The 21,899-nt window shown below is 62.8% G+C and carries 21 protein-coding genes; 8 read left to right on the forward strand and 13 right to left on the reverse strand.

Features of this window, described 5'->3' with window-relative positions:
- The 4 genes from AC1D1Z_RS16895 to AC1D1Z_RS16910 form a co-directional block, all read right to left on the reverse strand.
- Positions 1-666 (reverse strand): alpha/beta hydrolase family protein (locus tag AC1D1Z_RS16895; RefSeq protein WP_477851310.1); only part of this gene is annotated, 666 nt, incomplete at its 3' end.
- A gap of 113 nt (positions 667-779) precedes the next feature.
- Positions 780-2,405, reverse strand: coding sequence for a cisplatin damage response ATP-dependent DNA ligase (locus AC1D1Z_RS16900; protein ID WP_047619575.1), 1,626 nt, complete (start codon positions 2,403-2,405; stop codon positions 780-782).
- 51 nt (positions 2,406-2,456) lie between these two features.
- Positions 2,457-3,467 carry a ligase-associated DNA damage response exonuclease gene (locus AC1D1Z_RS16905; RefSeq protein ID WP_130715983.1) on the reverse strand — a complete coding sequence of 337 codons (1,011 nt, stop codon included), beginning with the start codon at positions 3,465-3,467 and terminating at the stop codon, positions 2,457-2,459.
- Between the two features lie 87 nt (positions 3,468-3,554).
- Positions 3,555-4,361, reverse strand: coding sequence for an alpha/beta fold hydrolase (locus tag AC1D1Z_RS16910; protein WP_018241178.1), 807 nt, complete (start codon positions 4,359-4,361; stop codon positions 3,555-3,557).
- Between the two features lie 114 nt (positions 4,362-4,475).
- On the opposite strand from AC1D1Z_RS16910, the gene AC1D1Z_RS16915 reads away from it, so the two are divergent.
- Entirely contained in the window at positions 4,476-5,447 is a 972-nt protein-coding gene (locus AC1D1Z_RS16915) for a glycerophosphodiester phosphodiesterase family protein (RefSeq protein ID WP_439007371.1), read from the forward strand.
- A 376-nt stretch (positions 5,448-5,823) separates the two neighbouring features.
- Here AC1D1Z_RS16915 and AC1D1Z_RS16920 read toward each other — a convergent pair whose 3' ends face one another.
- Positions 5,824-8,121: a sensor domain-containing protein gene (locus tag AC1D1Z_RS16920; RefSeq protein ID WP_018241176.1), complete on the reverse strand. Its 2,298-nt coding sequence runs from the start codon at positions 8,119-8,121 to the stop codon at positions 5,824-5,826.
- Between the two features lie 254 nt (positions 8,122-8,375).
- On the opposite strand from AC1D1Z_RS16920, the gene AC1D1Z_RS16925 reads away from it, so the two are divergent.
- Both AC1D1Z_RS16925 and AC1D1Z_RS16930 read left to right on the forward strand, forming a co-directional pair.
- Positions 8,376-9,743, forward strand: a complete 1,368-nt coding sequence (locus AC1D1Z_RS16925; RefSeq protein WP_439007519.1) for a TIGR03808 family TAT-translocated repetitive protein — start codon at positions 8,376-8,378, stop codon at positions 9,741-9,743.
- 98 nt (positions 9,744-9,841) lie between these two features.
- Complete coding sequence (locus tag AC1D1Z_RS16930; protein WP_439007370.1) at positions 9,842-10,501, forward strand: glutathione S-transferase family protein; 660 nt, start codon at positions 9,842-9,844, stop codon at positions 10,499-10,501.
- A gap of 153 nt (positions 10,502-10,654) precedes the next feature.
- Here the strand turns inward: AC1D1Z_RS16930 and AC1D1Z_RS16935 are convergent, their stop codons facing one another.
- Positions 10,655-10,897, reverse strand: coding sequence for a hypothetical protein (locus AC1D1Z_RS16935; protein WP_028734128.1), 243 nt, complete (start codon positions 10,895-10,897; stop codon positions 10,655-10,657).
- 291 nt (positions 10,898-11,188) lie between these two features.
- Positions 11,189-12,085, reverse strand: coding sequence for a LysR substrate-binding domain-containing protein (locus AC1D1Z_RS16940; RefSeq protein WP_439007369.1), 897 nt, complete (start codon positions 12,083-12,085; stop codon positions 11,189-11,191).
- Positions 12,086-12,259: 174 nt separating this feature from the next.
- Between AC1D1Z_RS16940 and AC1D1Z_RS16945 the strand changes: the two genes are divergently transcribed.
- Entirely contained in the window at positions 12,260-12,454 is a 195-nt protein-coding gene (locus AC1D1Z_RS16945; protein WP_112906287.1) for a hypothetical protein, read from the forward strand.
- Positions 12,455-12,492: 38 nt separating this feature from the next.
- A complete protein-coding gene (locus AC1D1Z_RS16950; protein WP_018241170.1) occupies positions 12,493-12,858 on the forward strand; it encodes an MmcQ/YjbR family DNA-binding protein in 366 nt (121 codons plus the stop codon).
- Here AC1D1Z_RS16950 and AC1D1Z_RS16955 read toward each other — a convergent pair.
- Both AC1D1Z_RS16955 and AC1D1Z_RS16960 read right to left on the reverse strand, forming a co-directional pair.
- Positions 12,843-13,463, reverse strand: coding sequence for a glutathione S-transferase family protein (locus tag AC1D1Z_RS16955; RefSeq protein WP_028734131.1), 621 nt, complete (start codon positions 13,461-13,463; stop codon positions 12,843-12,845). The genes AC1D1Z_RS16950 and AC1D1Z_RS16955 overlap by 16 nt on opposite strands.
- Positions 13,464-13,692: 229 nt before the next feature.
- Entirely contained in the window at positions 13,693-14,049 is a 357-nt protein-coding gene (locus AC1D1Z_RS16960) for a DUF4406 domain-containing protein (protein ID WP_088680780.1), read from the reverse strand.
- A gap of 140 nt (positions 14,050-14,189) precedes the next feature.
- Here AC1D1Z_RS16960 and AC1D1Z_RS16965 point away from each other — a divergent pair, with 140 nt between their 5' ends.
- A complete protein-coding gene (locus AC1D1Z_RS16965; protein ID WP_439007368.1) occupies positions 14,190-14,945 on the forward strand; it encodes a DeoR/GlpR family DNA-binding transcription regulator in 756 nt (251 codons plus the stop codon).
- Here AC1D1Z_RS16965 and AC1D1Z_RS16970 read toward each other — a convergent pair.
- Positions 14,920-15,660, reverse strand: a complete 741-nt coding sequence (locus AC1D1Z_RS16970; RefSeq protein WP_018241166.1) for a hypothetical protein — start codon at positions 15,658-15,660, stop codon at positions 14,920-14,922. The two genes, AC1D1Z_RS16965 and AC1D1Z_RS16970, sit on opposite strands and share 26 nt — an antisense overlap.
- A gap of 109 nt (positions 15,661-15,769) precedes the next feature.
- The gene (locus AC1D1Z_RS16975; protein WP_439007367.1) at positions 15,770-16,795 is read right to left on the reverse strand and encodes an asparaginase; all 1,026 of its coding nucleotides are present in this window, start codon (positions 16,793-16,795) and stop codon (positions 15,770-15,772) included.
- Positions 16,796-17,409: 614 nt separating this feature from the next.
- Between AC1D1Z_RS16975 and AC1D1Z_RS16980 the strand changes: the two genes are divergently transcribed.
- Positions 17,410-18,621, forward strand: coding sequence for an MFS transporter (locus tag AC1D1Z_RS16980; protein ID WP_439007366.1), 1,212 nt, complete (start codon positions 17,410-17,412; stop codon positions 18,619-18,621).
- A gap of 28 nt (positions 18,622-18,649) precedes the next feature.
- On the opposite strand, the gene AC1D1Z_RS16985 is transcribed toward AC1D1Z_RS16980, so the two are convergent.
- Complete coding sequence (locus AC1D1Z_RS16985; RefSeq protein WP_439007365.1) at positions 18,650-19,273, reverse strand: helix-turn-helix transcriptional regulator; 624 nt, start codon at positions 19,271-19,273, stop codon at positions 18,650-18,652.
- A 101-nt stretch (positions 19,274-19,374) separates the two neighbouring features.
- On the opposite strand from AC1D1Z_RS16985, the gene AC1D1Z_RS16990 reads away from it, so the two are divergent.
- The gene (locus AC1D1Z_RS16990) at positions 19,375-20,805 is read left to right on the forward strand and encodes an MFS transporter (protein ID WP_439007364.1); all 1,431 of its coding nucleotides are present in this window, start codon (positions 19,375-19,377) and stop codon (positions 20,803-20,805) included.
- Here AC1D1Z_RS16990 and AC1D1Z_RS16995 read toward each other — a convergent pair.
- The gene (locus AC1D1Z_RS16995; RefSeq protein ID WP_439007363.1) at positions 20,802-21,797 is read right to left on the reverse strand and encodes an NAD(P)H-quinone oxidoreductase; all 996 of its coding nucleotides are present in this window, start codon (positions 21,795-21,797) and stop codon (positions 20,802-20,804) included. The genes AC1D1Z_RS16990 and AC1D1Z_RS16995 overlap by 4 nt on opposite strands.
- Positions 21,798-21,899 lie beyond the last annotated feature (102 nt).

Below are 21,899 nucleotides of genomic sequence, written 5' to 3' on the forward strand. Positions count from 1 at the left end.
GATATCCTGGGGATAGYGGCTGAAAAAGCGGAAGGCGTTGGGGTTGCCCGAAATCGGCGCGGCGGCGCGGAACTTGTGGGTGGTCATCGCCGTCAGCATGGTCAATGTGCCGCCGATGCTGTGGCCGGCGATGAACAGCCGTTCGGGGTCGACGCCCGGCAGATGCGCCAGGCGCTCGGTGGCGGCCAGCACGTCGTCGACCTCGTCGTAGAAGCCGGAGAAATTGCCCATCTGGCCGTTTTCGCCGCGCAGCGACGGCATCATCACGACATAACCGGCATCCATATAGGGCTTCATCAGCTGCCAGTGGCCGATGCCCATGGCATTGCCGCCGTGCAGGAAGAGCACGGCCGGTTTGGCGGCGCGCTCGCGCTTGTATTTGGAAACCCAGGCCGCCAGTTCCAGCTCGCCGTAGCCGGAGCGGTAGAAGATCTTGTCGGCATCGGCAGGCGCATTCAGCGGTTCGTATTTGTCGGGCGCCGGGCCCTTCTGCAACAGCTTGGTGCGGAAATGGTGGCGGACCTTGGCATAGTCGTGCTTGGCGAGACGCGGCTCGTCCGGGACATCAAACGCGGCTGCCATGCGCGGCAGGATGAGTGCACCGGCAAGACCCGCCAGAACGGCACGGCGTTGACGGAAAAAGGAATTTTGTTCAAGCGAGCTCATAACGCACCCATCATTTCCCCGGCACGCAGAATCTGCACCGGAAGATCGTTGCCGCCAATACACATGATGTTGAAAATATTGCCCTGCGTCATTGTTGCGCAGGGCATGCAACCTCATTCCGGCTTGGCGTCGATCATGGCGATCAGCGTGCGCAGCCGGTCGGCCTCGTAGGAGGGCTTGTCGGGGCGAAGGCGGGCGATGCGGGGGAAACGCATGGCGACCCCCGATTTGTGCCGGGTCGAGCGGTTGATGCCCTCGAAGGCCACTTCGACGACGAAGCCAAAATCCTTGTCGGCGCGCACGGCGCGCACCGGGCCGAAGCGCTCAGTGGTATTGTCACGCACGAACTTGTCGAGCACCTCGAGTTCGGCATCGGTGAAGCCGAAATAGGCCTTGCCGACAGGCACCAGCTGTTCGCCGTCCTCGTCATCGGCCCAGACGCCGAAGGTGAAATCAGAATAGTAGCTGGAGCGCTTGCCGTGGCCGCGCTGGGCATACATCAGCACCGCATCGACATTATAGGGGTTGCGCTTCCACTTGAACCAGGGGCCCTTCATGCGGCCGGCCTGGTAGATGCTGTCGCGGCGCTTGATCATCACGCCTTCGATGACCGGATCGGGCGGCGCGGCGCGGAGAGCGTCGAGCTCTTCCCACGACGAGAACGGCACGAGCGGCGAGAGATCGAAACGGTCATGGGGGGCGCGGTCGATGATCTCGGTCAACCGGTCGCGGCGATCGATATAGGTCCGGCCGCGGACATCCTCCTCGTCGTCGAAGAGCAGGTCATAGGTGCGGATGAAGGCGGGATAGTCGCCGAGCATCTTCGTCGTCACCGTCTTGCGGTTCAGGCGCTGCTGCAGGTCGGAGAAGGTCCGGGTCGGGCTGTTGGAGCGGGCGGTGCCGCCAACCAGCAGCTCGCCGTCGACGACGCCGGAAAAACTGATCGCGTCGAGAATATCGGGAAAGGCGCCTGAAATGTCGTCGCCGGAGCGGGAATAGATCTTGCGCCTGTCGCCGGAGCGGGAGAGCTGCACGCGGATGCCGTCCCATTTCCATTCGGCGACATAGTCGGCCGGATCGAGACCGGTCAGATCGCCCTCCTCCACCGCATTGGCGAGCATGACGGAGTGAAAGATTGCCGGTGTGGCCAGCACCGGTTTTTCGCCGCCATTCGCCAGCCATTCAAACAGCGTCTCATAGGGCGGCTGCAGACCGTGCCAGAGGGTTTCGATCTCGGTGACGTCCTTGTCGCCGAGATCGGCCAGCGCCTGCTTGGCAAGGCGGGCGGAAACGCCGATGCGCATGGCGCCGGTCGCCAGCTTGATGAAGGCGAAACGGCCGGACGAATCCAGCCGGTCGAGCAGGTCACGGACGAAGCTGCGCACTTCTGTGCGGCCGAGTGCGTTCATGCCGGTGACGACCTCGCCGAGACGCGGCTGGGCGAGCGCCGAGCGGTCGATATCCCTCTCATTGTCCCAGACGAGCGAGATGGTTTCGGCGAGATCGCCGACATAATCATAGGAATAGCGAAACAGCACCTCGTCCATGCGCTCGAGCACCAGCTCACGCAGCATGGCGGGCTTGACGTTGCGCACCTCCAGCGTGCCGGCGATGGCGGCAAGGCCATAGCCACGGTCAGGATCGGGCGTGTCGCGGAAATAGTCGGTCAGCAGCTTCAGTTTGCCGTTGCGGCTGGGTGTGAGCACCAGGCGGTCGAGGAGGTCGGCGAAGGCTTTCATGGGCGCCTCCCGACTTCGGAGGGGTTTTGACGCGGGATATTGCTCATCTCCTCAATCGCCCTCATCCTCATAACCCACCAGATGCAGCGGTTTCGCCTTGATGCCCTGCAATTGGCACCAGCGCACCAAGGCCTCCTCGCGGCCATGCGTCACCCAGACCTCGGCCGGGTGCAATTCCCGGATCGTTTCGGTCAGCTCCGGCCAGTCGCAATGATCGGAGATGACGAGCGGCAGTTCGACGCCGAGCTGTTTGGCGCGCTGGCGCACCATCATCCAGCCGGAGGCGAAGGCCGGCAGCGGCTCGTTGAAGCGCCGGGCCCAGCGGTCGGCGAAGGCCGATGACGGGCCGATGACGACCGCACCCTTGAAGACTGATTTGTCGCGGCTTTCGATCGTCGCCGGCAGCAGCTCGCCGAGATCGATGCCCTGCTCGATATAATAGTCGCAGAGTTTTTCCATGGCGCCGTGGATATAGATCGGTTCGGCATAACCGGCATCGCGCAGCAGCCGGATGACGCGCTGGGCCTTCCCCAGCGCATAGGCGCCGACGAGATGGGTGCGCTCGGGAAATTGCCGCAGCGACGCCAGCAGCTTGGCTATCTCCTCCATTGGATCGGGATGATGGAAGACCGGCAGGCCGAAGGTCGCCTCGGTGATGAAGACATCGCAGGCAACCGGCACATAGGCGGCGCAGGTCGGATCGGGTCGGCGCTTGTAGTCGCCGGAGACGACGATGCGTGTGCCGTTCTTCTCAATGGCGATCTGGGCGGAGCCGAGCACATGGCCGGCGGGATGAAAGCTTACCTTGACGCCGTTGACCAGCAGTTCCTCGCCGAAGGCTGCGGCCTGCTCGCTGGCGCAAAAGCCGTCGCCGTAACGCAGGCGCATGATGTCGAGCGTCTGGCGGGTGGCAAGCACGTTCACGTGGCCCGGGCGGGCATGATCCGAATGGCCGTGGGTGACGAGCGCCTGCTCGACCGGCCGCACCGGATCGACATAGAAGCCGCCCTCGGGGCAATAGAGCCCCTCCGGGGCGGGATAAAGCAGCGCATCAGGTCTCATGAAACGAGAGATAGCGGGAAATGGACGCGAGGCCAGAGGGCGGGAAGAACGGACTATGGAATGGGGCGCGGCTCAACGACTGCAATGTCATGACCCTATCCCGTCGAGAAAGTTGACCACAGCGACATTAAACTCACCCGGCCGCTGCAGCGGCGCGAAATGACTGACGCCTGTGAGATAGATCATCTCAGCGTTCGGAATGCTGCGAGCAAGATATTCGGCATGGTCGGGCTTGATGAATTCGTCGCGCTCGCCGAGGACGATTGCGACCGGCACCCGGATCAGGCCCAAGTCGGCGGCCTGATAATTCGGCTCCGTCCGCATCATCAGGCTGACCGCCTCGACGAATGGATTAAAATCGTCAGGCGTTGTGGACAATGCGGCATAGTCCTTGGCGTGCCGGCTGAAGCATCGGTCGATGACCGGGCTCGGAACAAATTCCAGCGTGCCGCTCGGATCCATGTTGCAGGCGAAAAAGAAGACCCCCTCGACACGTGACGGCGCCGTCATGGCGAGAATCAGGGCAATGCAGGCGCCGTCGCTCCAGCCGACGACGGCCGCCTTGTCGAGATGCAGCGCGTCCATGACCGCGAGCACGTCAGAGGCCATCAGCTCATAGCTATAGGGACGGGCATCGCGGGTGCTTCTTCCATGGCCACGGCTGTCGATCAGCACGACGCGGCGGCCGCGGCGCAACAGTGCCGGGACCTGATAACCCCAGTTGCCGCTGTGACCAAGGCCGCCATGCAGCAGAATGACAGGGGGACCTGCGCCGTAGGACGCATACCAAATGCGGGCACCGTCGCGCGCGACATGCCCTTCAACTGCTGCCGGCGGCAATGGGGCGCCGCCATGCGTCTCGAAATGGATGAGCTCGTCGTCTTGTGGTTCCATAGCGATGAGGCTCCCGTCCGGCGAATAGACCGATGGCATAGAAAAGCCGGAAAACAGCCCAAGAACAACCAGAATCGCTTTCTAGCCCTTGCGATGCAACCAGGGGGATCAGCATTGGGCAGGAAGTTTTTCTATTGCGCGGCGGCAATCGCGGTCGTCGCAGCGGGCATCTACCTCAACAATACCAGCCTGATAGCCGAACACCGACCGGGAAAACCGGTGCTGCTCGCCCATCGCGGCATCGCCCAGCGCTTCGACGAAACCGATCTCAAGAACGACACCTGCACGGCGAGCCGAATGCTGCCGCCAAAACACGATTATCTCGAAAACACACTTCCGTCGATGCAGGCAGGCTTTGCGGCCGGCGCCGATATCGTCGAGATCGACGTACATCCGACAACGGACGGGCAGTTCACCGTCTTTCACGACTGGACGCTCGACTGCCGCACCGACGGGCATGGCGTCACCCGCGAGCATTCGATGGCTGACATGAAGAGGCTCGACATCGGCTATGGCTATACCGCCGATGGCGGCAAGACCTTTCCCTTTCGCGGCCGTGGCATCGGCATGATGCCGACCCTTGCCGAGGTGCTGTCGACCTTTCCGGATCGGCGCTTCCTCATCAACGTCAAGAGCCGCGATCCTTCCGAGGGCGAAAAGCTCGCCACCGTGCTCAACGGACTTTCCCAGGAAAGACGGGCCGAGATCATCGTCTATGGCGGTGACGAGCCGATCGACGTGCTGCGCCGGATGGCACCCGATATCAAGACCGCCTCGCGCAAGAGCCTGAAGGGCTGCCTGTTCGGCTATATCGGCTATGGCTGGACCGGCCTGCTGCCGGACGAATGCAAACATGCGATGATGCTGGTGCCGATCAATATCGCCCCGTGGCTCTGGGGCTGGCCGGACCGTTTTCTCAACCGGATGGCGGATGCCGGGACCGAGGTCTTCGTGCTCGGTCCCTATCGCGGCAGCGATTTTTCCACCGGCATCGATGACCCCGCGCAACTGGCGCGGCTGCCGCCAAACTATGCGGCGGGCATATGGACGAACGAGATCGAGGCGATCGGCAAGCTTGCGAAATAGAGCTTGAAAGACGCCGCGTCGACCTGATCGATGCGGCGTCTTTCAATGTTTCCTTTTGTGCATGTCGTTCTCCCAAAACCGCTGCACACTTTTGGGCGACATGCAATAGAGCCTTTCCGGGTTAGATTGAAGCATTCTGTTGGCTCAAACGGAGTCGGATGGTCGACCGGCCGGCGCGCGTCGTAGCCCGGCTCTACGGCCAAGCCGGCCGGTCGATCAGCCGGCCCGTTTCAGCCAACCCGAAGGGCCGGGCATCTTTCCGCCAGGATCAAAGGCGATCGGCTCGGACGTACCGGGAGGTATGCCCGTCGCCAATCGCCTCTGCCCTGACGAAAACCTGCTCCGGCAGAATGCTTCAATCTAACCCGGAAAGGCTCTAGAGGCTCCGCGCTCGCAGCAATGCCGGGATTTCCTCCGGGGAGACGGGTTTCGAGAAGCGGTAGCCTTGCGCCTCCTCGCAACGCGCCTGGCGCAGGAAATCCATCTGGGCGTCGGTTTCGACACCCTCGGCGAGAACCGAAAGCTTCAGCGTCTGCGCCAGCGAGATGACGGCCGAGGCGATGGCGACGGCGGTCTTGTCGCCCGGCAGGGCCTCGACCAACGAACGGTCCATCTTCAGGCGGTCGAAGGGGAAAGTCTTCAGTGCAGCGAGGCTGGAATAGCCGGATCCGAAATCGTCGATCGACAGGCGAACGCCCAGCGCCCGCAGCGATTCCATCATGGCGAGCGCGCGTTCGGCATCGTGCATCACCACGCTTTCGGTGACCTCCAGCTCCAGCCAGCGCGACTGCAGGCGGTGGCGCTCGAGCGCTTCGGTGACATGGGTTGCGAAATCCGGATCGGCAAACTGCTTGGCGGAGACGTTGACGGCGATCGTCAGCGGCGGCAGGCCCATATCCTGCCAGTTGCGCGCCTGGCGGCAGGCCTCGTTCAGCACCCAGAGACCGAGGGGGACGATCAGGCCGGTCTCTTCGGCGAGCGGAATGAAATTGACCGGCGGCAGCCTGCCCTTGGCCGGATGGTTCCAGCGAACCAGCGCCTCGAGCCCGGTGATGCGGCCGGTGGCGACATCGACCTGCGGCTGATATTGCAGGAACAGCTGGTCGCCGGCGATCGCCAGGTGCAGTTCCTCGTGCTCGCCGAGCGGCATTCCGAGGGGCGTGCTGCCGCCCTCGTGATGTTGCAATGTGTTGCGGCCGAGTTCCTTGGCGCGGTACATGGCGCGGTCGGCATTGGCGAGAAGCTCTTCGGAGGTTGCGCCATCGAAGGGGAAGGCAGCGACACCGATGCTCGAGGTGACGGTGATCTCGCCGTCCGCGCCGCGGATCGGCCGGTTGATCGCCTTCTGCAGCTCGCGAAGACGGCGCGTGATGCCGGCATCGTGGCTCGACTGGTGGACGAGCACCACGAGGAATTCGTCGCCGCCGAGACGCACCACCATATCTGACGCCCTGACGCTATTGGCCATGCGGGCGGCGATCTCCTTCAGCACCTCGTCGCCGGCGGCGTGGCCGCGGCCATCATTGATGTCCTTGAAATTGTCGAGATCGATATAGGCGACGGTCACCTTGCGGTTGTTGCGCCGGGCCTGGTCGAGGATACTCGCCAGCCGCTCCTTCAGGAAGGCGCGGTTCGGCAGGCCCGTGAGATCGTCATGATGGGCCATGAAATGAATGCGGTCGTCGACACGCTTGCGCTCGATGGCGATGCCGGCGATATGGGTGGCGAGCGCCACCAGCGTCATCTCGTGCTCGGTGGGACGGCGGACTTCCCTGGAATAGAGCGCGAACGTGCCGAGCACATTGTTCTGCGATGTGGCGATCGGCGTCGACCAGCAGGAGCGGAACCCGAACGGGGCAATCAACGCGCGAAAATCCTCCCAGAGCGGATCGCTCATCACGTCCTCGACGATCACGGTCTGACCGCGCCACGCGGCGGTGCCGCAGGAGCCGACCTTCGGACCGATCGTGACACCATCGATGAGGCGGCTGTAGCCGCCGGGCAGATTGGGAGAGGCGCCGTGATAGAGCCTGGTGCCCTCGCTGTCGAGCAGCAGCACCGATCCGTCGATCCCGGTCAGTTGCGCCTCGATCATCAGCACAAGCGCCTCGAGGATCATCGGCAACGGCTCGTTGCGGGCAATCATTTCGAGCAGGCTCGCCTGGCCGCGATGCAGATCCTCCTGGCGCTTGCGTTCGGTGATATCACGGGAAACACCGATCAGGCCGACGATTTCGCCGCGATCGTTGCGCAGCGGGATCTTCGAGGTCAGCCGGCATATCGGTCTTCTACTGCCGGGAAGGACGTAGGATTCCTCCATGTCGATGCGGGCTTCGCCCGTCGTCATGATCTGCTGCTCGATATCGAAATGGTGGAGCGCCGTCTCGAAATCGAACAGGTCAAAATCGCGCTTGCCGGTCATCAGCGCAGCGCTCTCCAGGCCAAGGCTGCTGGCGGTGACGGCATTGGCAAAGACGAAGCGGCTGTCACGATCCTTGACGTAGAGAAAATCCGGAAGCTCGTGGACGATTTCCTTGAGGCGGAGGTTCTCGATACCCTCGGAAAAGTGGTGGGCGGTCGATGCCATCATTGCCTCCGTCGCGGCGACGATGCGCCGCGTTTCGGCCGTCAGGGCATCGGCTGATTCCCATCGCCTGGCACTCGGTTCGTGCATGCCGCCATTCTCCCCGCCGGCCGAAGGCCGTATCCCACACCCGTCATCATAGAATTTCCCTTAAAAGTAGTCCTCATTTCCTTCGGCTTGCTTAAATGAAAGGGTGAACAAGACGACAATATAAGCGGCGATATCCTGCCGTCGCGCTCGCCACGACGGCAATTTCGTCCGCCTTTGCCAAGCTTGTGCCAAAAGAATACATGCCCGCCTGGCACGTTTCCTGCTACGGGCGCGTTATGACAAGTGATCCCCGGATGCCCTCACGCCGCGACATGCTTTTATTCCTCGCGGCCTCGGCGGTTGCGGGAGGGACATCACGCGCCGTCGCCTCGCCGCTGACGGCGGCCGCTCAGCCCGACCTGCGTGGGGCAATCGACGCGGTGGAATATCGCGCCATTCCCGAAAGTGGCGACCGCAAGACCCGCAACCTTGAGCAGATGATCAAACAGGCGGCGCGCGAGAACGTGCCGGTGTTTCTGCCGCCCGGCACCTACCGGGTCTCCAACCTCACCTTGCCCGACAATACGCGCATATCAGGCGTGCCTGGCGCTTCACGGATCGTCTATACCGGCGACGGCCACCTGTTTTCGGCCGAGAACGTGCGGCGGATCGAGCTTTCCAATCTCGTCATCGACGGCGGCAACCGCTGGCTTGGCGACGATGCCGGCGGGCTGTTGCAATTTACCGGCGTCGACGAGGTGCTGATCGACAATTGCGAGATCAGCGGCAGCTGCAAACATAGCCTGCAGCTGGAGCGCTGCGGCGGCAGGATCGAGCGCAGTCACATTTCGGGGGCTGCCCAATCCGGACTTTACGCGGTGGATTCCACCAACCTTTCGGTCACCGGCAATACGATCTCGGATTGCGGCAATGGCGGCATCCTGGTGCATCGCTGGAAGAAGGCGGAGGACGGCACGGTTGTCTCCGGCAACCGCATTTCCAACATCCGCGCCAATGACGGCGGCACCGGCCAAAACGGCAACGGCATCAATATTTTCCGCGCCGACGGGGTGATGGTGGTGAACAACCACATCTCCGACTGCGCCTTTACGGCGATCCGCGCCAATTCGGCCTCGGATATCCAGATCAGCAGCAACCAGTGCCGACGCTCCGGTGAGACGGCGATCTATGTCGAATTCGCCTTCGAAGGCGCCGTCGTTTCCGGCAACATGATCGACGGGGCGGCAAACGGCATCTCGATCGCCAATTTCGACGAGGGCGGCCGGCTGGCGAGCGTTACCGGCAATGTCGTGCGCAACCTGACGCTGCGCGGCCCATACCAGCATGAGGTCGGTTTCGGCATCGGCATCGCGGCGGAGGCCGACACGCTGATTTCAGGCAATGTGATCGAGGGCGCGCCGCGCTGGGGGCTGCAGATCGGCTGGGGTCCCTATCTGCGCAACGTCGTTGTGACAGGCAATGTGGTGCGCAAGGCCCCGGTCGGTTGCGCCGTCTCGGTCGCCGACGGCACCGGGACCGCGGTCATCACCGACAACATCTTCCAGGAGATCACCGAAGGCGCGGTTTTAGGCTTCCAGTGGGAGAAGAAGGTGTCCGGCGAGATGGCAGGCGGCGGCTCGCCCTATGCGCAGCTGACCGTGGAGCGAAACCGCGTCTCCTGAAGGCCATCAAAAGCTTTCATCATCCCATCAGCCACAAGGACTTTTCCCACGCCGATCCGGCATTTACGGTCTCTCGGACACATCGAGGGGATATGGACATGCTGACAATCTACGGAGTCTATCGATCGCGCGCCTCACGCGTCTATTGGATGGCGGAGGAGCTTGGGGTCGAATTCCGCTCGGTGCCAGTGCTGCAGGCAAGGCGGCTCGCAGATCCGCTATCTCAGGATGCGCCGCTCAACACGCATTCGCCGGAATTCATTGCCGTCAACCCGATGGCGCAGATCCCCAGCATTCGGGACGGCGACCTCGTGATGCACGAGTCACTGGCGATCAATCTTTACCTCGCCCGTAAATATGGCGGACCGCTTTCCGGCCAAACCGTCGAGGAAGACGGATTGCTGACGATGTGGACGATCTGGGCGGCTGCGGAGGTCGAACCGCACACGGTGAAGATCGTACTCACCTATGATAACGGGCTTGAAAACAGCGAAGGTGGCCAACAGACGATCGCGGTTTCCTGCCGCCCGCTGCGCAGGCCGCTGGCGGTTCTCGAAGGCCACCTCGCCGGCCGGCAATGGATCGTCGGCGACCGTTTCACCGTTGCCGATCTCAACATCGCCGAGGTGCTGCGCTACGCCCAGAGCGAAGAGGCGCTTTTCCAGGCGCATCCGAATATCAAAGCCTGGATCGAGCGCTGCCAGTCCCGCCCGGCCTATAAGGCGATGCAAGCAACACGCAGCAAGGAGCCGATCTAAAGCGCGGCGCACCGAATTGCGTCCATTGGATACGTCGGCCACGAGGCCTTAAAGTGGATGTCGTCTATGATCGAACGAATTTTAGAGCATCCTCGACGCTGCGTATGAATATCGAGGTGGTGTCGTCCGGCTTCTGACAACGTCCGCGCTGCTTCAAGCGTTGCCAATCGCGGGTCTCAGCCAAGCCACATCGATCAGGGCAGCTGCCAGCGCTTCGGCTTCACCGGCAAAGACACGATCGGAGTGACCACCGATCGGAAACCAGCCGCGCGCGTCCTCGACGTCTCGACGGAATTCCTCGAAGCCGACGGTTCCATCCGGCCGCCGAAATATATCGACGCAGCGGTCCGCGCCCTGATCGTTGATCGAGCGCAGGACTTTGTTCACATGCGCCATGAGCGTTTCTCCCATCCTGGAAACATTCACTGAGGCTGGTGGACGTGGTTCAATCCGTTGAATTACAACAAGATTTTGTTATCGAAGCCGATCGTCTCCAATTCCGGAGGCCACACTCGCCCTGATTAAGGATAGTCCATTGCTTGCCCGCCTGTCACCAGTTGCCGGCAATGATGAAGCCGTCCGGTTCGATGGCAGCGAACGGCCCGGAGTTCTGGCGCTCCGCGAGATTGAAGTCCATCCTGGTCGGGGGAAAAATCACCTCATGAACTCACTGCCTAGGTCTGAGGATTATCGAAAGAGCGCCAGCGTGCCGGCCATTTCCTCACGGATCCAGGCCTTGAAATCCTTGACCTTCTTTGGCTCGCGCGTGCCTTCGGCGGTGACGAAGTAGTGGCCGAAGCCGGTCGGCGCGCGAATGCCGAAGGGGGCGGCGAGCCGGCCTTCGGCGAGCGCAAAGGCGGCAAGGGTCTGCCAGGCCAGCATGACGCCCTGCCCTGCAATCGCCGCATCGAGGCAGAGCGAGGCGTCGTTGAAGACGTGACGGGTCGAAAGCGTGGCACCTGATAGTCCGACCTCGCGCATCCAGACCTCCCAGGTGAACATGGCATGGCCATCGATGATGGCAGGCAGTTCGAGAATATCGGCAGGCTCTTTCAATTTTGCCGCCATCTCGGGCGAACAGACGGGAAAGACCTCCTGCTCCAACAGCAGCTCTGCCTTCACCTCCGGCCATTTGCCGGTGCCGACGCGGATACCGATATCGACGTCGCAGAGGGCCGGATTGACGAGATTGGTGGTTGCATCCAGCCGCAGCTTGATGTCGGGATGGCGCTCGGCGAAGCGATCCAGCCGGCAGACCAGCCAGCGGGCGGCGAAAACCGGCGCCACCGAGATGGTCAGGATGGTATCGTCCTTGCGGCTGGCGATCGACACCGCCGCCGAAAGACGGGCGAACCCCTCGTCGAGCGCCAGAAGCACCGGCCGGCCGGCTTCGGTGGCGATCATGCCCCTGGCGGTGCGCTCGAAGATCACCTGACCAAGCTGGGCTTCGGCCTTGATGACCTGCTGGCTGACGGCGCCGACCGAGACGCCGAGTTCGTCGGCGGCGGCCTGGAGCGAGCCGAGACGACCGACGGCCTCCAGCGCGCGCAGGCCGTTGAGATGGACCATGTTCAAGTTCTTCATATAGCTTTTCTATAGCGGCGCCGCATTAATCTCAATTGAAAAACTGCCTGTTGAGGCCGACATTGCAAGCATAGGCAATCCATTCGAACGCAGGACGTCAGCGGATGGGATGGCTCAGCAGGCGCCAGCCGMCATTGATCATCCTTCTGCGCTACTGAGAAAGCGAGGCATGCCATGTCTTTGTTGAAGTTTTTCTTCACCCCTGTTCGGCAGGTGGCAAGCGCGGAAATTGCCCCAGCCTGGAAGGATGATCCGCTGCGGCATCCCGAGGTCGAGCGCATGTCGATGCGCGAAATCGCCGATCTGCCGCTTGGGATGCAGACCGGCTTTCAGGCAGAGGGCAAGCCGCCGCTGGCGAAATGCGCGTGAAGATATGGTAGGTTCGCCCTGGCAGAAAGGGCGGAGCAATGGCCGACGACGTCGATGCGATCTTCGAACGCCTGAAGCGGCTGGCGGCGGAAGCCGGCCTGCCTGATGTCGAGGAGAGCACCTCGTATGGCAATCCGGCGCTGAAGGTCGGCGGCAAGAGTTTTGTCGCGGTGAAGAATGCCGAGACGATCGTGATCTCGATTTCGCTCGACGACAAGGATCACCTGCTGGAGATGGCGCCTGACGTCTATTTTCAAACCGATCATTATGTCGGCTGGCCGCATCTGCCGGTGCGCGCCGCCGTGATCGGCGACGAGGAACTGCGGTTGCGACTGATCGGCGCCTGGCTGTTCCGGGCGCCGAAGAAGCTTGCCGCAGGTTTTAACGGTCAGGCCCGGTCGTAGGCCAGCGCCCGCTGGACGGCGGGGCGCAGCAGCATGCGGGCGTGGTGGTCGCTCGCCTTTTCGAACCGGGCGGGATCGACGCCGTCCGATGGCAGCCAGTCGGTCATGACGAAGAGATAGGGATCGGCGAGCGAATAGGCCTCACCCATCACCCATGGGCCTTCGAACATCGTCTGCTCGATCAGCGTGAAACAATCGGCCATATTCTCAGGCACCTTGGCCTTCATCGCCTCGATTGCCGCCGGCTCGTCGGCCCAGCGCGAGCCGCGCGGGCGATGGGCATGGTTCACATGCACGGTCGAGCAGATATAACTGTTAAAGGACTGGAGCCTGGCAAATTCGAAGGCATCGTCAAGCGGCGCCAGCTTGGCGGCCGGCGCGCTCTGAGCGATATAAGCCAGGATCGCCGGCGTTTCCGTCAGCACGCCATAATCGGTGACCAGTGCCGGCACCCGGCCCTTCGGGTTGATCTTCAGATAGTCCGGCGAACGCTGCTCGCCATCGCGGAGGCTGATCTTCTTCGTTTCGAAGGCCAGGCCGGATTCTTCCAGGGCAATAAGGCTTGCGAGCGCGCAGGTTCCCGGCGCGTAATACAGTGTCAGCATGGTTCTCGACTCCCTTTCGGCAAGGGTTATAGCGTAGCGGTCGGTGCGCCGGAACTGGGGAGATTGGGTTTTGATCGTCCGTCGAGACAAGGGTGGGTGCGCCGAGTGTGAGGGCATAATAGATGTGTCGTGTGGCCCCCTCATCCGACGGGTCGGTTGAGGGGGTGAGCGATAAAGCTGCGAATGCATTGAGTGTAGCAAAGGGCAAAGCGCGGGCGCAGCAATCCGCTCAGCCGCAGCCCGGCACATCCTCCAGCCTGTGCCAGACCGGAATGCCGCGTTCCCTGGCGATGCGCACGTCGTTGTCAGCTCCCTTGGAATCGCCCGGCAGGCGCAGCACGCCCTCGCAGAGCTGCAGCAGCCGGCCGGCGACCGGGTGGAAGATCTCTTCGTAGAGCGCATCGCCGACCGACCGGCCGCCGGCGGCATGCCAGATCGGCAGCGCCACCCATTCGCCGATCATCGGCACGTGGCCCGCCTCAAACAGCGCGTGCGAGGGTTCTTCCAACCGCTTCAGGTTGGCGGCCATCTTTTCCGGGTCGTCGCCCGTTCCGGACCGATAGGGCCCGGCAATCAAAATCAACATGATCCACTCCTTCGCTCCGCTTCTGCGTGAGCACTCCCGGCCTCATGCACGGGATTTCGTGAAAATGCACGATATTTCTTGAATGTCGAGTCATTTCGTGCAATATCGGGCTATTATGTTTAATTTCGTGCAGAGAGACGATGCTGACAACGCAACGCAAGACCCTCATTCTCGACATCCTGCGCCGTGACGGCCAGGTGATCGCCAAGCGCGTCGCCGAGGATTTCGCCCTTTCGGAAGACACGATCCGGCGGGACCTCAGGGAAATGGCGGCGGAGGGGCTGCTGAAACGGGTGCATGGCGGGGCGATGCCGCTGGCGCCTGACCTGCCTGACTTCACCGCCCGGCGCAGCGTCTCGTCACAGATCAAGGCACGGCTGGGAGCAGCGGCGGCGGCGATGGTCAAGCCCGGTCAGATGATCTTCCTCGATGGCGGCACGACGACGGCGGAGATCGCCCGGCATTTGCCGCGCGACTTGCCGCTGACGGTTGCGACCCACAGCCCGACGATCGCCGCCGAGCTGGAACACCACCCGACGGCCGAGGTGATCCTGACCGGCGGACGGCTCTACAAACATTCGATGGTGGCGACGGGCGCAGCGGCGGCAGCGGCGATCTCGCAGCTCCGCCCCGATCTCTTCTTCCTCGGGGTGACGGCGGCGCATCCCGTGCACGGGCTTTCCACCGGTGATTTCGAGGAAGCGGCGATCAAGCGGCACATCGCCCGGTGCTCGGCCGAAACGCATGTGCTGCTGACCGAGGAGAAGTTCGACCTCGTCTCACCCTGCCCAGTGCTTGGCATTTCCGAGGTGGCGGGGCTGATCGTGCCCATGGAGGTGACCGCCGAACGGCTGAAACCCTATCGCGATCTCAACGGCGCAATCGCCGCAGCATGATGGTGCTGCGGGAGGGCTGCGGTGCTGCAGCATGCGGCAAGAGACTTGCGGCAAGGGCCGCGATGAAGGCCGCCAACACGGCATAGGCCGGCGCCATGCTGCCGGTTCCAATGGTGAGCACCGTCTGCAGATATGGCTGCGCCAACGCGATGACGATGGAAAGTGCCGGCATGTCGAGCAGGGTCCCGGCGATCCGAGAGAGTTCCGGCATGAAGGCTGCGCCAGCAAGCGCGCCGTAAACCGCCGTCAGGCGGAGTGTAAGGCGCAACGGCACCGAGGCTGCAAGCGGCAGCATGTCGCCATCCTCGAGGGCAAACATGAGATAGGCTGCGAAAGCCGCCAGAAACAGGAAGGCGACGGGCAGTGCGGCCAGGGTAGCGGATTGCGTCAGCGCCGCCGCATCCGCCGCCAGGAAGAGCAGGATCGGCGTGGAAGCGACGAACCAGATGGCGACGATCGGCCCCCAGAACCAGATGAGCGAGAGAGCGTGAAGACGGAGCAGCGTCGCCATGAAGAGCACGCCGATCGCGGTCCAGATGCAGGCGGGTTTGAGCACGCCCGATATCAGCCGCAGGGCCGGCTCGCAGGTCCCGGCCATCTCGCCGCAGCCGGACAGCTGGATCGTGAGCCAGGTGATATAATCGAGGCTCAACGTAGCGAACATGAAGATGCCGATGCCCATCAGCATCCACCAGAGATAGCGGCCTGCAAACATGCCCTGCCCTCACGGCTTCCAGGACTGTGCTCACGTCGCTGCGAAAGGGTGCATCCGCGATCGCAGGACGTACCCCTTTATATTAGGCAATTCTTATTTTTCTAATAACTTATGTAAGCAAGCTCGACTCATCCGCCAAGGCGGAAGTGACCCTGACATCGCCGACATGGATGCCGTTCCAATTGCGCATTGGCTTCGTGGCATGGGCGATCAGGGCCGCATGCACCTCGCTCTCCGTCTCGAAGAAGCGGGCGAGGGTTGCCGCCACCATGGCTTCGGCGGCGCGGGTCGTGCCATCCTCGCATTTCAGCGCGATGGCAATGCCCTTTTCCGGGATGGCGGCGCAGAAGACGCCTTCGGCGCCTGTTTTGCAGAAGATACGGCCGGGGGCGATCTGCATCAGTTCCGTGCAGGCGCGGCCGGAGCCCGCGACATAGAAGGGCTCGGCCATGCAGGCCTCGATCAGTCGGCGGGAGGCCTTGGCGCGCAGCGGTTCGAGGCCGGTGCCGGTCGCCATTTTCGCAAAACCGTGGGCAAGGCTCTTGAGCGGCACGGCATAGGTCGGAATCGAGCAGCCGTCGGTGCCGCAGCTCTCGGCGCCGAGCACGGCGCCGGTCAGGCTTTCCATCGCCGCGCGGATCTCGACCTGCAGCGGGTGCTGATAGCCGACATAGCCCTTCGGATCGAGGTCCTGATGACAGCAGGCGCAGATGAAGCCGGCATGTTTTCCCGAGCAATTGTTGTGCAGCGCGTTCGGTGCCTCGAGCGTGCGGGCCTGATGGATCAGGGTCTTCTGATGGAACGACCAGTGGGCGCCGCATTCCAGTGCCTCGGCGTCGCGACCGGCGCGCGACAGCATGGAAGCGGCCAGCGCCACATGCTCGTCCTCGCCACTGTGCGAGGCACAGGCCAGCGCCAATTCCTTGTCGCCGAAGCCGTAGGCATCGGCAGCACCGCTCTCGACCAGCGGCAGCGCCTGCATCGCCTTGCAGGACGAGCGCGGGAAGACCGCGGCCTCGATGTCGCCCAGCGAGAAGACAAGCTTGCCGTCGCCATCGACGACAGCCACCGCGCCACGATGGCGACTTTCGACGAGCAGGCCGCGGGTGACTTCGACGGTGACGGGATTGGTCATGAGCTCTCATCCGGATGCTGGCGGGTTGCGCAGTCCATAACGCGTCACGCGGCGAAAGCCAACGGGGTTGACGTGGCGTCGGGGTTTAGGCGGCTGCGCGGGTGCCTGCTGATAGTGCACCGGCTCTATGGGTGGCTGGACATCACCGCATATTCCGCCGTCCCAGCCCTTGAGTTTAGACGGCTCGAGACGTTATGCCTTGCAACCCAATTCACAATCCGAGGAATTGTTTTGCAATCGGGCATATCTATCACCGAGTCCACGTTGTTGGCACTTTTCACGATTGTCTCTCTGAGCTTGGCGTGTTGGTTGGCACGCCAGCCCGCAAAGACGAGCGTCGGAATCACCCTTGGAGTCCTTCTTGGGCTGGTGTTGATATACACCACCTCAGCGCTCGTCGCTTTTTTGGCAAATGTTCTTCCCTTCGGGCAAATCGACTTCTGGCTCTCGAATTTGGTCGCGAAATTCTGAAATAGGCATTCAGCCCCCTTGCAGGCTTGAACGCGATCACATCGTCCAAACATTCATCACAAAAATTGACGAAGACGATCTAAAACTATCGTTTCTCTGATAGGTCCGATGCAGCTAAGAGTGGCGCATCAGGAACCGCCCCCATGCCATCCACTTTTTCCTTGATCCTTCGCGACAACAGGATCCGTATTCCGACCGTGACACTCGTCGCGCTCGCCTTCACCTATGCTTCGACCGCGCCCTACCAGTCGATCATCGGGATCAATGAACTCGGCTTGAGCAATGGCGCCTATTCGGCGCTGGTGTTCTTCTCGGCAATCGTCAACGTCACGACAAGCCTGACGCTCGGCATCTGGTCGGACAGGCTGAAAGAGCGCCGGCCGCTGGTGCTGGGGCTTTGCGTCGCCGGCATGCTCGGCTTCGGGTCGATCGCGATCTTTCATAGCCCCATGGTCTTCATCTTCTCCACGCTGCTGCTGGTACCGATGAGCAATTCCACCTATTCGCTGCTGTTCGCCAGCCTGCGCGCCAGGACCAATCAGATGGACCGTGGCCAGGGGGCGGCGATCACCGCAACCGTGCGGGCGCTCTTTTCCGGCTCATGGGCGCTGGCGCCGGGGTTGATCGGCCTCTATCTCGTCAGTTCGCCGTCGATGACGCCGGCCTATGGGATCGCGGCATTGGCAAGCTGCACCTGCTTCTGCCTGTATTTCTTCTTCGCACCCCGAAATGGCGCCGCCGGCCCTGCCCCCGATCACGCCGGGTTCTTTGCTTCGCTGAAACGGATTCTTGTGCCGCATGTGCTGTCGCGCGTTATCGTCATGGCGATGCTGTTCGGGCTGCAGCGGCTGAACAGCATGCTCTTGCCGCTGATCATCACCCATGCGGCCGGCGGCACCGTCGTCGAGGTCGGCTTCATGGCAGGTTTGACGGCGCTGCTCGAGATGCCGTTCATGATGATGTGGGGCTTTGCGCAGCGCCACTTCCGGACCGTGCATGTGCTCGCCTTCGGCGCGCTGATCTACTGCGCCTATCTGCTACTGCTTGGTTTTGCTTCCGCGCCCTGGCACATCTATGCACTACTCCTCCTCAATGCCTGCGGGGCGGCAGCGATCCTCAGCGTGCCGATCACCTATCTGCAGGACCTGATCGCGGACCGACCGGGGCTTGGAACCTCGCTGATCTCGCTGAACACTTTCATTGGGACCGGTATCAGCGCCGGCCTCTTCGCTTTCGGCACCGCGATCACCGATTATTCCGGCACCGCCTTTGTCGGCGCGGCCGCGGGTCTCGCATCGATCGGAGTGCTGCTCTATCTCGAAAGCAACTGGCGGCAGGCGCGGCAGCCGGCGTGAACCGCCAGCCGGTTGCCAGCGATATCGGTCAACGCGGCATGATGCGATAGGCGCAGCGGCGGGCGCCGGCGAGGATGTGTTCGCTGCGCTCGATATCGGCGCCGAGGACGGCGCGGAAGGTTTCGAGTTCGGAGCGGCAGAAGCCGGCGCAGGCGGTGGCGGCGGCGCAGATCGGGCAGTGGTTTTCGACCAGCATGAAGTAGCCATCCGCCTCCTGCCAGTGATCGGCCATATAGCCCTCGCGGGTGCGGATGCCGGCAAGGGCCTCGACGCGCGAGGCAAGGTCATGCGCCTCGCTGAGTTCCTGCCGATAGCGCTGCAGCGTCTCGGCCTCGCGGGCGGAGATGACCGTATCGAGGGCTGCGGCCCCGAGCTGTTCGACGAGCGTGCCAAGGAGATTTGCCGTCAGCTCGGCATGGCCATCCGGAAACTGGCGGTTGCCGCTGGCCGTGAGGTGCCAGAGCTGGCGCGGCCGGCCCCTGCCCGCGGCGGCAACGGTGACCGGTTCCACCAGCCCCTCCTCCGCCATCTTCGACAGCTGCTGCCGGGCGGCTTCGCCTGATATGCCGAGCGCATCGCCGATCGCGGCGGCAAGCTGCGGGCCGTCGGTCTTTATCAGGATCAGGATCCGGTTGGCTGGGGACTGGCGCATATTTTCCAAGTCAAGTCTTGTTTTAATCAAATCGGCATGCAATTTTCCAATTTATAACTTGGAAAATAATCCTTCGCCAGTAAAAATCTCGGGGTCCTCCCATGTCGAATATCGACCAGACTGCAGCCGTCCCGAATTCCAGCTCGGTCTTCCGCCTGTTCCTGCCCGAGCACCTGCCGGCAACGCTGATGCTGGCCGGCGGCGTGACGCTTTATGCTGTGGAGAGCTACATCATGGCGACGATCGCGCCTTCGATCGTGCGCGATATCGGCGGGCTCGCGCTGTTTTCCTGGGTTACCAGCCTGTTCGTCGCCGCCGCCGTGCTCGGCTCGATCTTCGTCGCCATGCGGCCGCGCGGCATCGGGCTTCGATCCGTCTATGTGATCGCGGCACTTGTCTTCGGCGTCGGCAGCCTGATTGCCGCAGCCGCACCGTCGATGCCGGTGGTGCTGATCGGACGCGCGGTGCAGGGTCTGGGAACTGGCGCGCTGGCAGCGCTCGGCTATGCCTTCATCCGCTTCGTCTATCCCGAGCCCCTATGGCCGAAGGCCTCGACGCTCTATGCGGCGATCTGGGGCGTGGCGACCGTCATCGGACCGACGCTCGGCGGCTTCTTTTCTTCGGGCCACACCTGGCGCTACGCTTTCATCGTGCTGGTGCCGCTCGGGCTGTTGATGGCATTCCTGGCGCCACGGCTTCTGCCCGAGGTCGAGGACGACCGCGAGCAGGAGAAGACCCCGGTTGCCCAGATCGGACTGCTGCTTGCGGCCGTGCTGATGGTGAGTGCGGCCGGCGCGATCGAGACAACAGGCGCGAAAGCGGCGCTGATTGCGGCCTCGGTCATCGCGGTGGCAACCATGCTTCTCATCGAGCGGAAGAGCCCGAACCGGCTCTTGCCGTCCGGCGCTGTCAGCCTTTCCCAGCCGATTGCACGGGTCTACCTGGCGATGCTCGCCATGACCGTCGTCCTCGTCAGCGACGTCTTCATTCCCTATTTCCTGCAGACCCTGCATGGGGTGGCGCCACTCCTATCGGGATATCTCGTCGCACTCGTCGCCCTCGGCTGGACGTTTGCGGCCTTCCTCAGTGGCTCTTGGACCGGCAGGCCGGCTTACCGGGCAATCGTCATTGGTGCCCTTATCGAGACGGCGGCGACCGCTTCGCTCGCGATTTTCCTCGCGAGCGACAATCCGGAGGGGCATATGCTTTTCATCGTGCCGGCGGCGATCGGCATGTTCATGATGGGCTTCGGCATCGGTCTCGGCTGGGCGCATCTGGTCGCCATGGTCCTGAGGCTCGTTGCCGACAACGAACAGGACAAGGCCTCTTCGGCGATCCCGACGATGAGTTCGCTCGGCGGCGCCTTCGGTGCGGCCTTCTCAGGCGTCATCGCCAATGGCGCCGGCCTCGTCGATCCGGGCGGCATATCAGGCGCGCTTTCGGCGGCGCACTGGCTCTATCTGCTGATGGCGCTGCCGGGTGTTCTCGCCGTCGGCGTGTCGCTGACATTATCGCGCCGCGCGTCTTTTTAAACGCGCAGCATGACCTTGCCGACATGGCTGCCGCCTTCCAGCAACCGGTGGGCTTCGATAACCTCTTCGAAGGCAAAGACCTTGTGGATGACGGGGGCGATGGTGCCGGCTTCCAGCAGCGGCCAGACCTCGGAGAGCAAGTCGTCGCGGATGGCGCGTTTTTCTTCTGCCGTGCGCGGCCGCATGGTGGAGCCGGTGACCGTCAGCCGCTTGACCATGATCGGCGAGAGATTGACCTTTTCGGCGATCGCGCCGCCGAGGAAGGCGATGATCGACAGGCAGCCGTCCTTGGCCAACGAGCCGATGTTGCGCTCGAAATAGGAGGCGCCGATCATGTCGAGGATGATATCGACGCCGTGGCCGGTCTCGGCCTTGATCACCTCGGCGAAATCCTCGGTCCTGTAGTTGATCGCGCGTTTGGCGCCGAGCCTCTCGCAGGCCTCGCATTTCTCCTTCGAACCCGCCGTCGCGTAGACTTCAGCGCCGAAGGCGAGGGCGAGCTGGATCGCCGTCGTGCCGATGCCGCTGGAGCCGCCATGGATCAGCACCGTTTCGCCTTCCGTCAGCCCGGCCATCTGGAAGAGGTTGGCCCAGACGGTGAAGAAGGTCTCAGGCAAAGCGGCCGCCTTTACCGCGTCATAGCCCTTGGGAAAGGGCAGGATCTGGCCTGCCGGCAGCAGGCAATATTCGGCATAGGCGCCACCATTGGCGAGCCCGCAGACCTTGTCGCCGACGCCATAGCCGCTGACGCCGGGGCCGACGGCAACGATTTCGCCTGATAGCTCCAGACCGAGGATCGGGCTCGCATCCTTGGGCGGGGGATAGCTGCCCTGGCGCTGGGCAATATCGGGGCGGTTGACGCCGATCGCCTCGGCGCGCACCAGAACCTGCCCGTCTTGCGGTACGGGAAGCGGTCGCTTGCCGATCGTCATCACCTCGGGCCCGCCGAAGGACGGCAGATCGACGAAACGCATTTCCTGAGGCAATGGCATGACCCGGCTCCTCCCTGGAGCAGTTCAGCTTTTGGTGGAAGTGCGCGGAACCGCTCTGGCTTTTTGTCTAAAACACAGGAAGTAAATCAGCCCCGCAGGCTT

The sequence above is a fragment of the Rhizobium sp. P1_E1 genome (genome assembly GCF_056406015.1).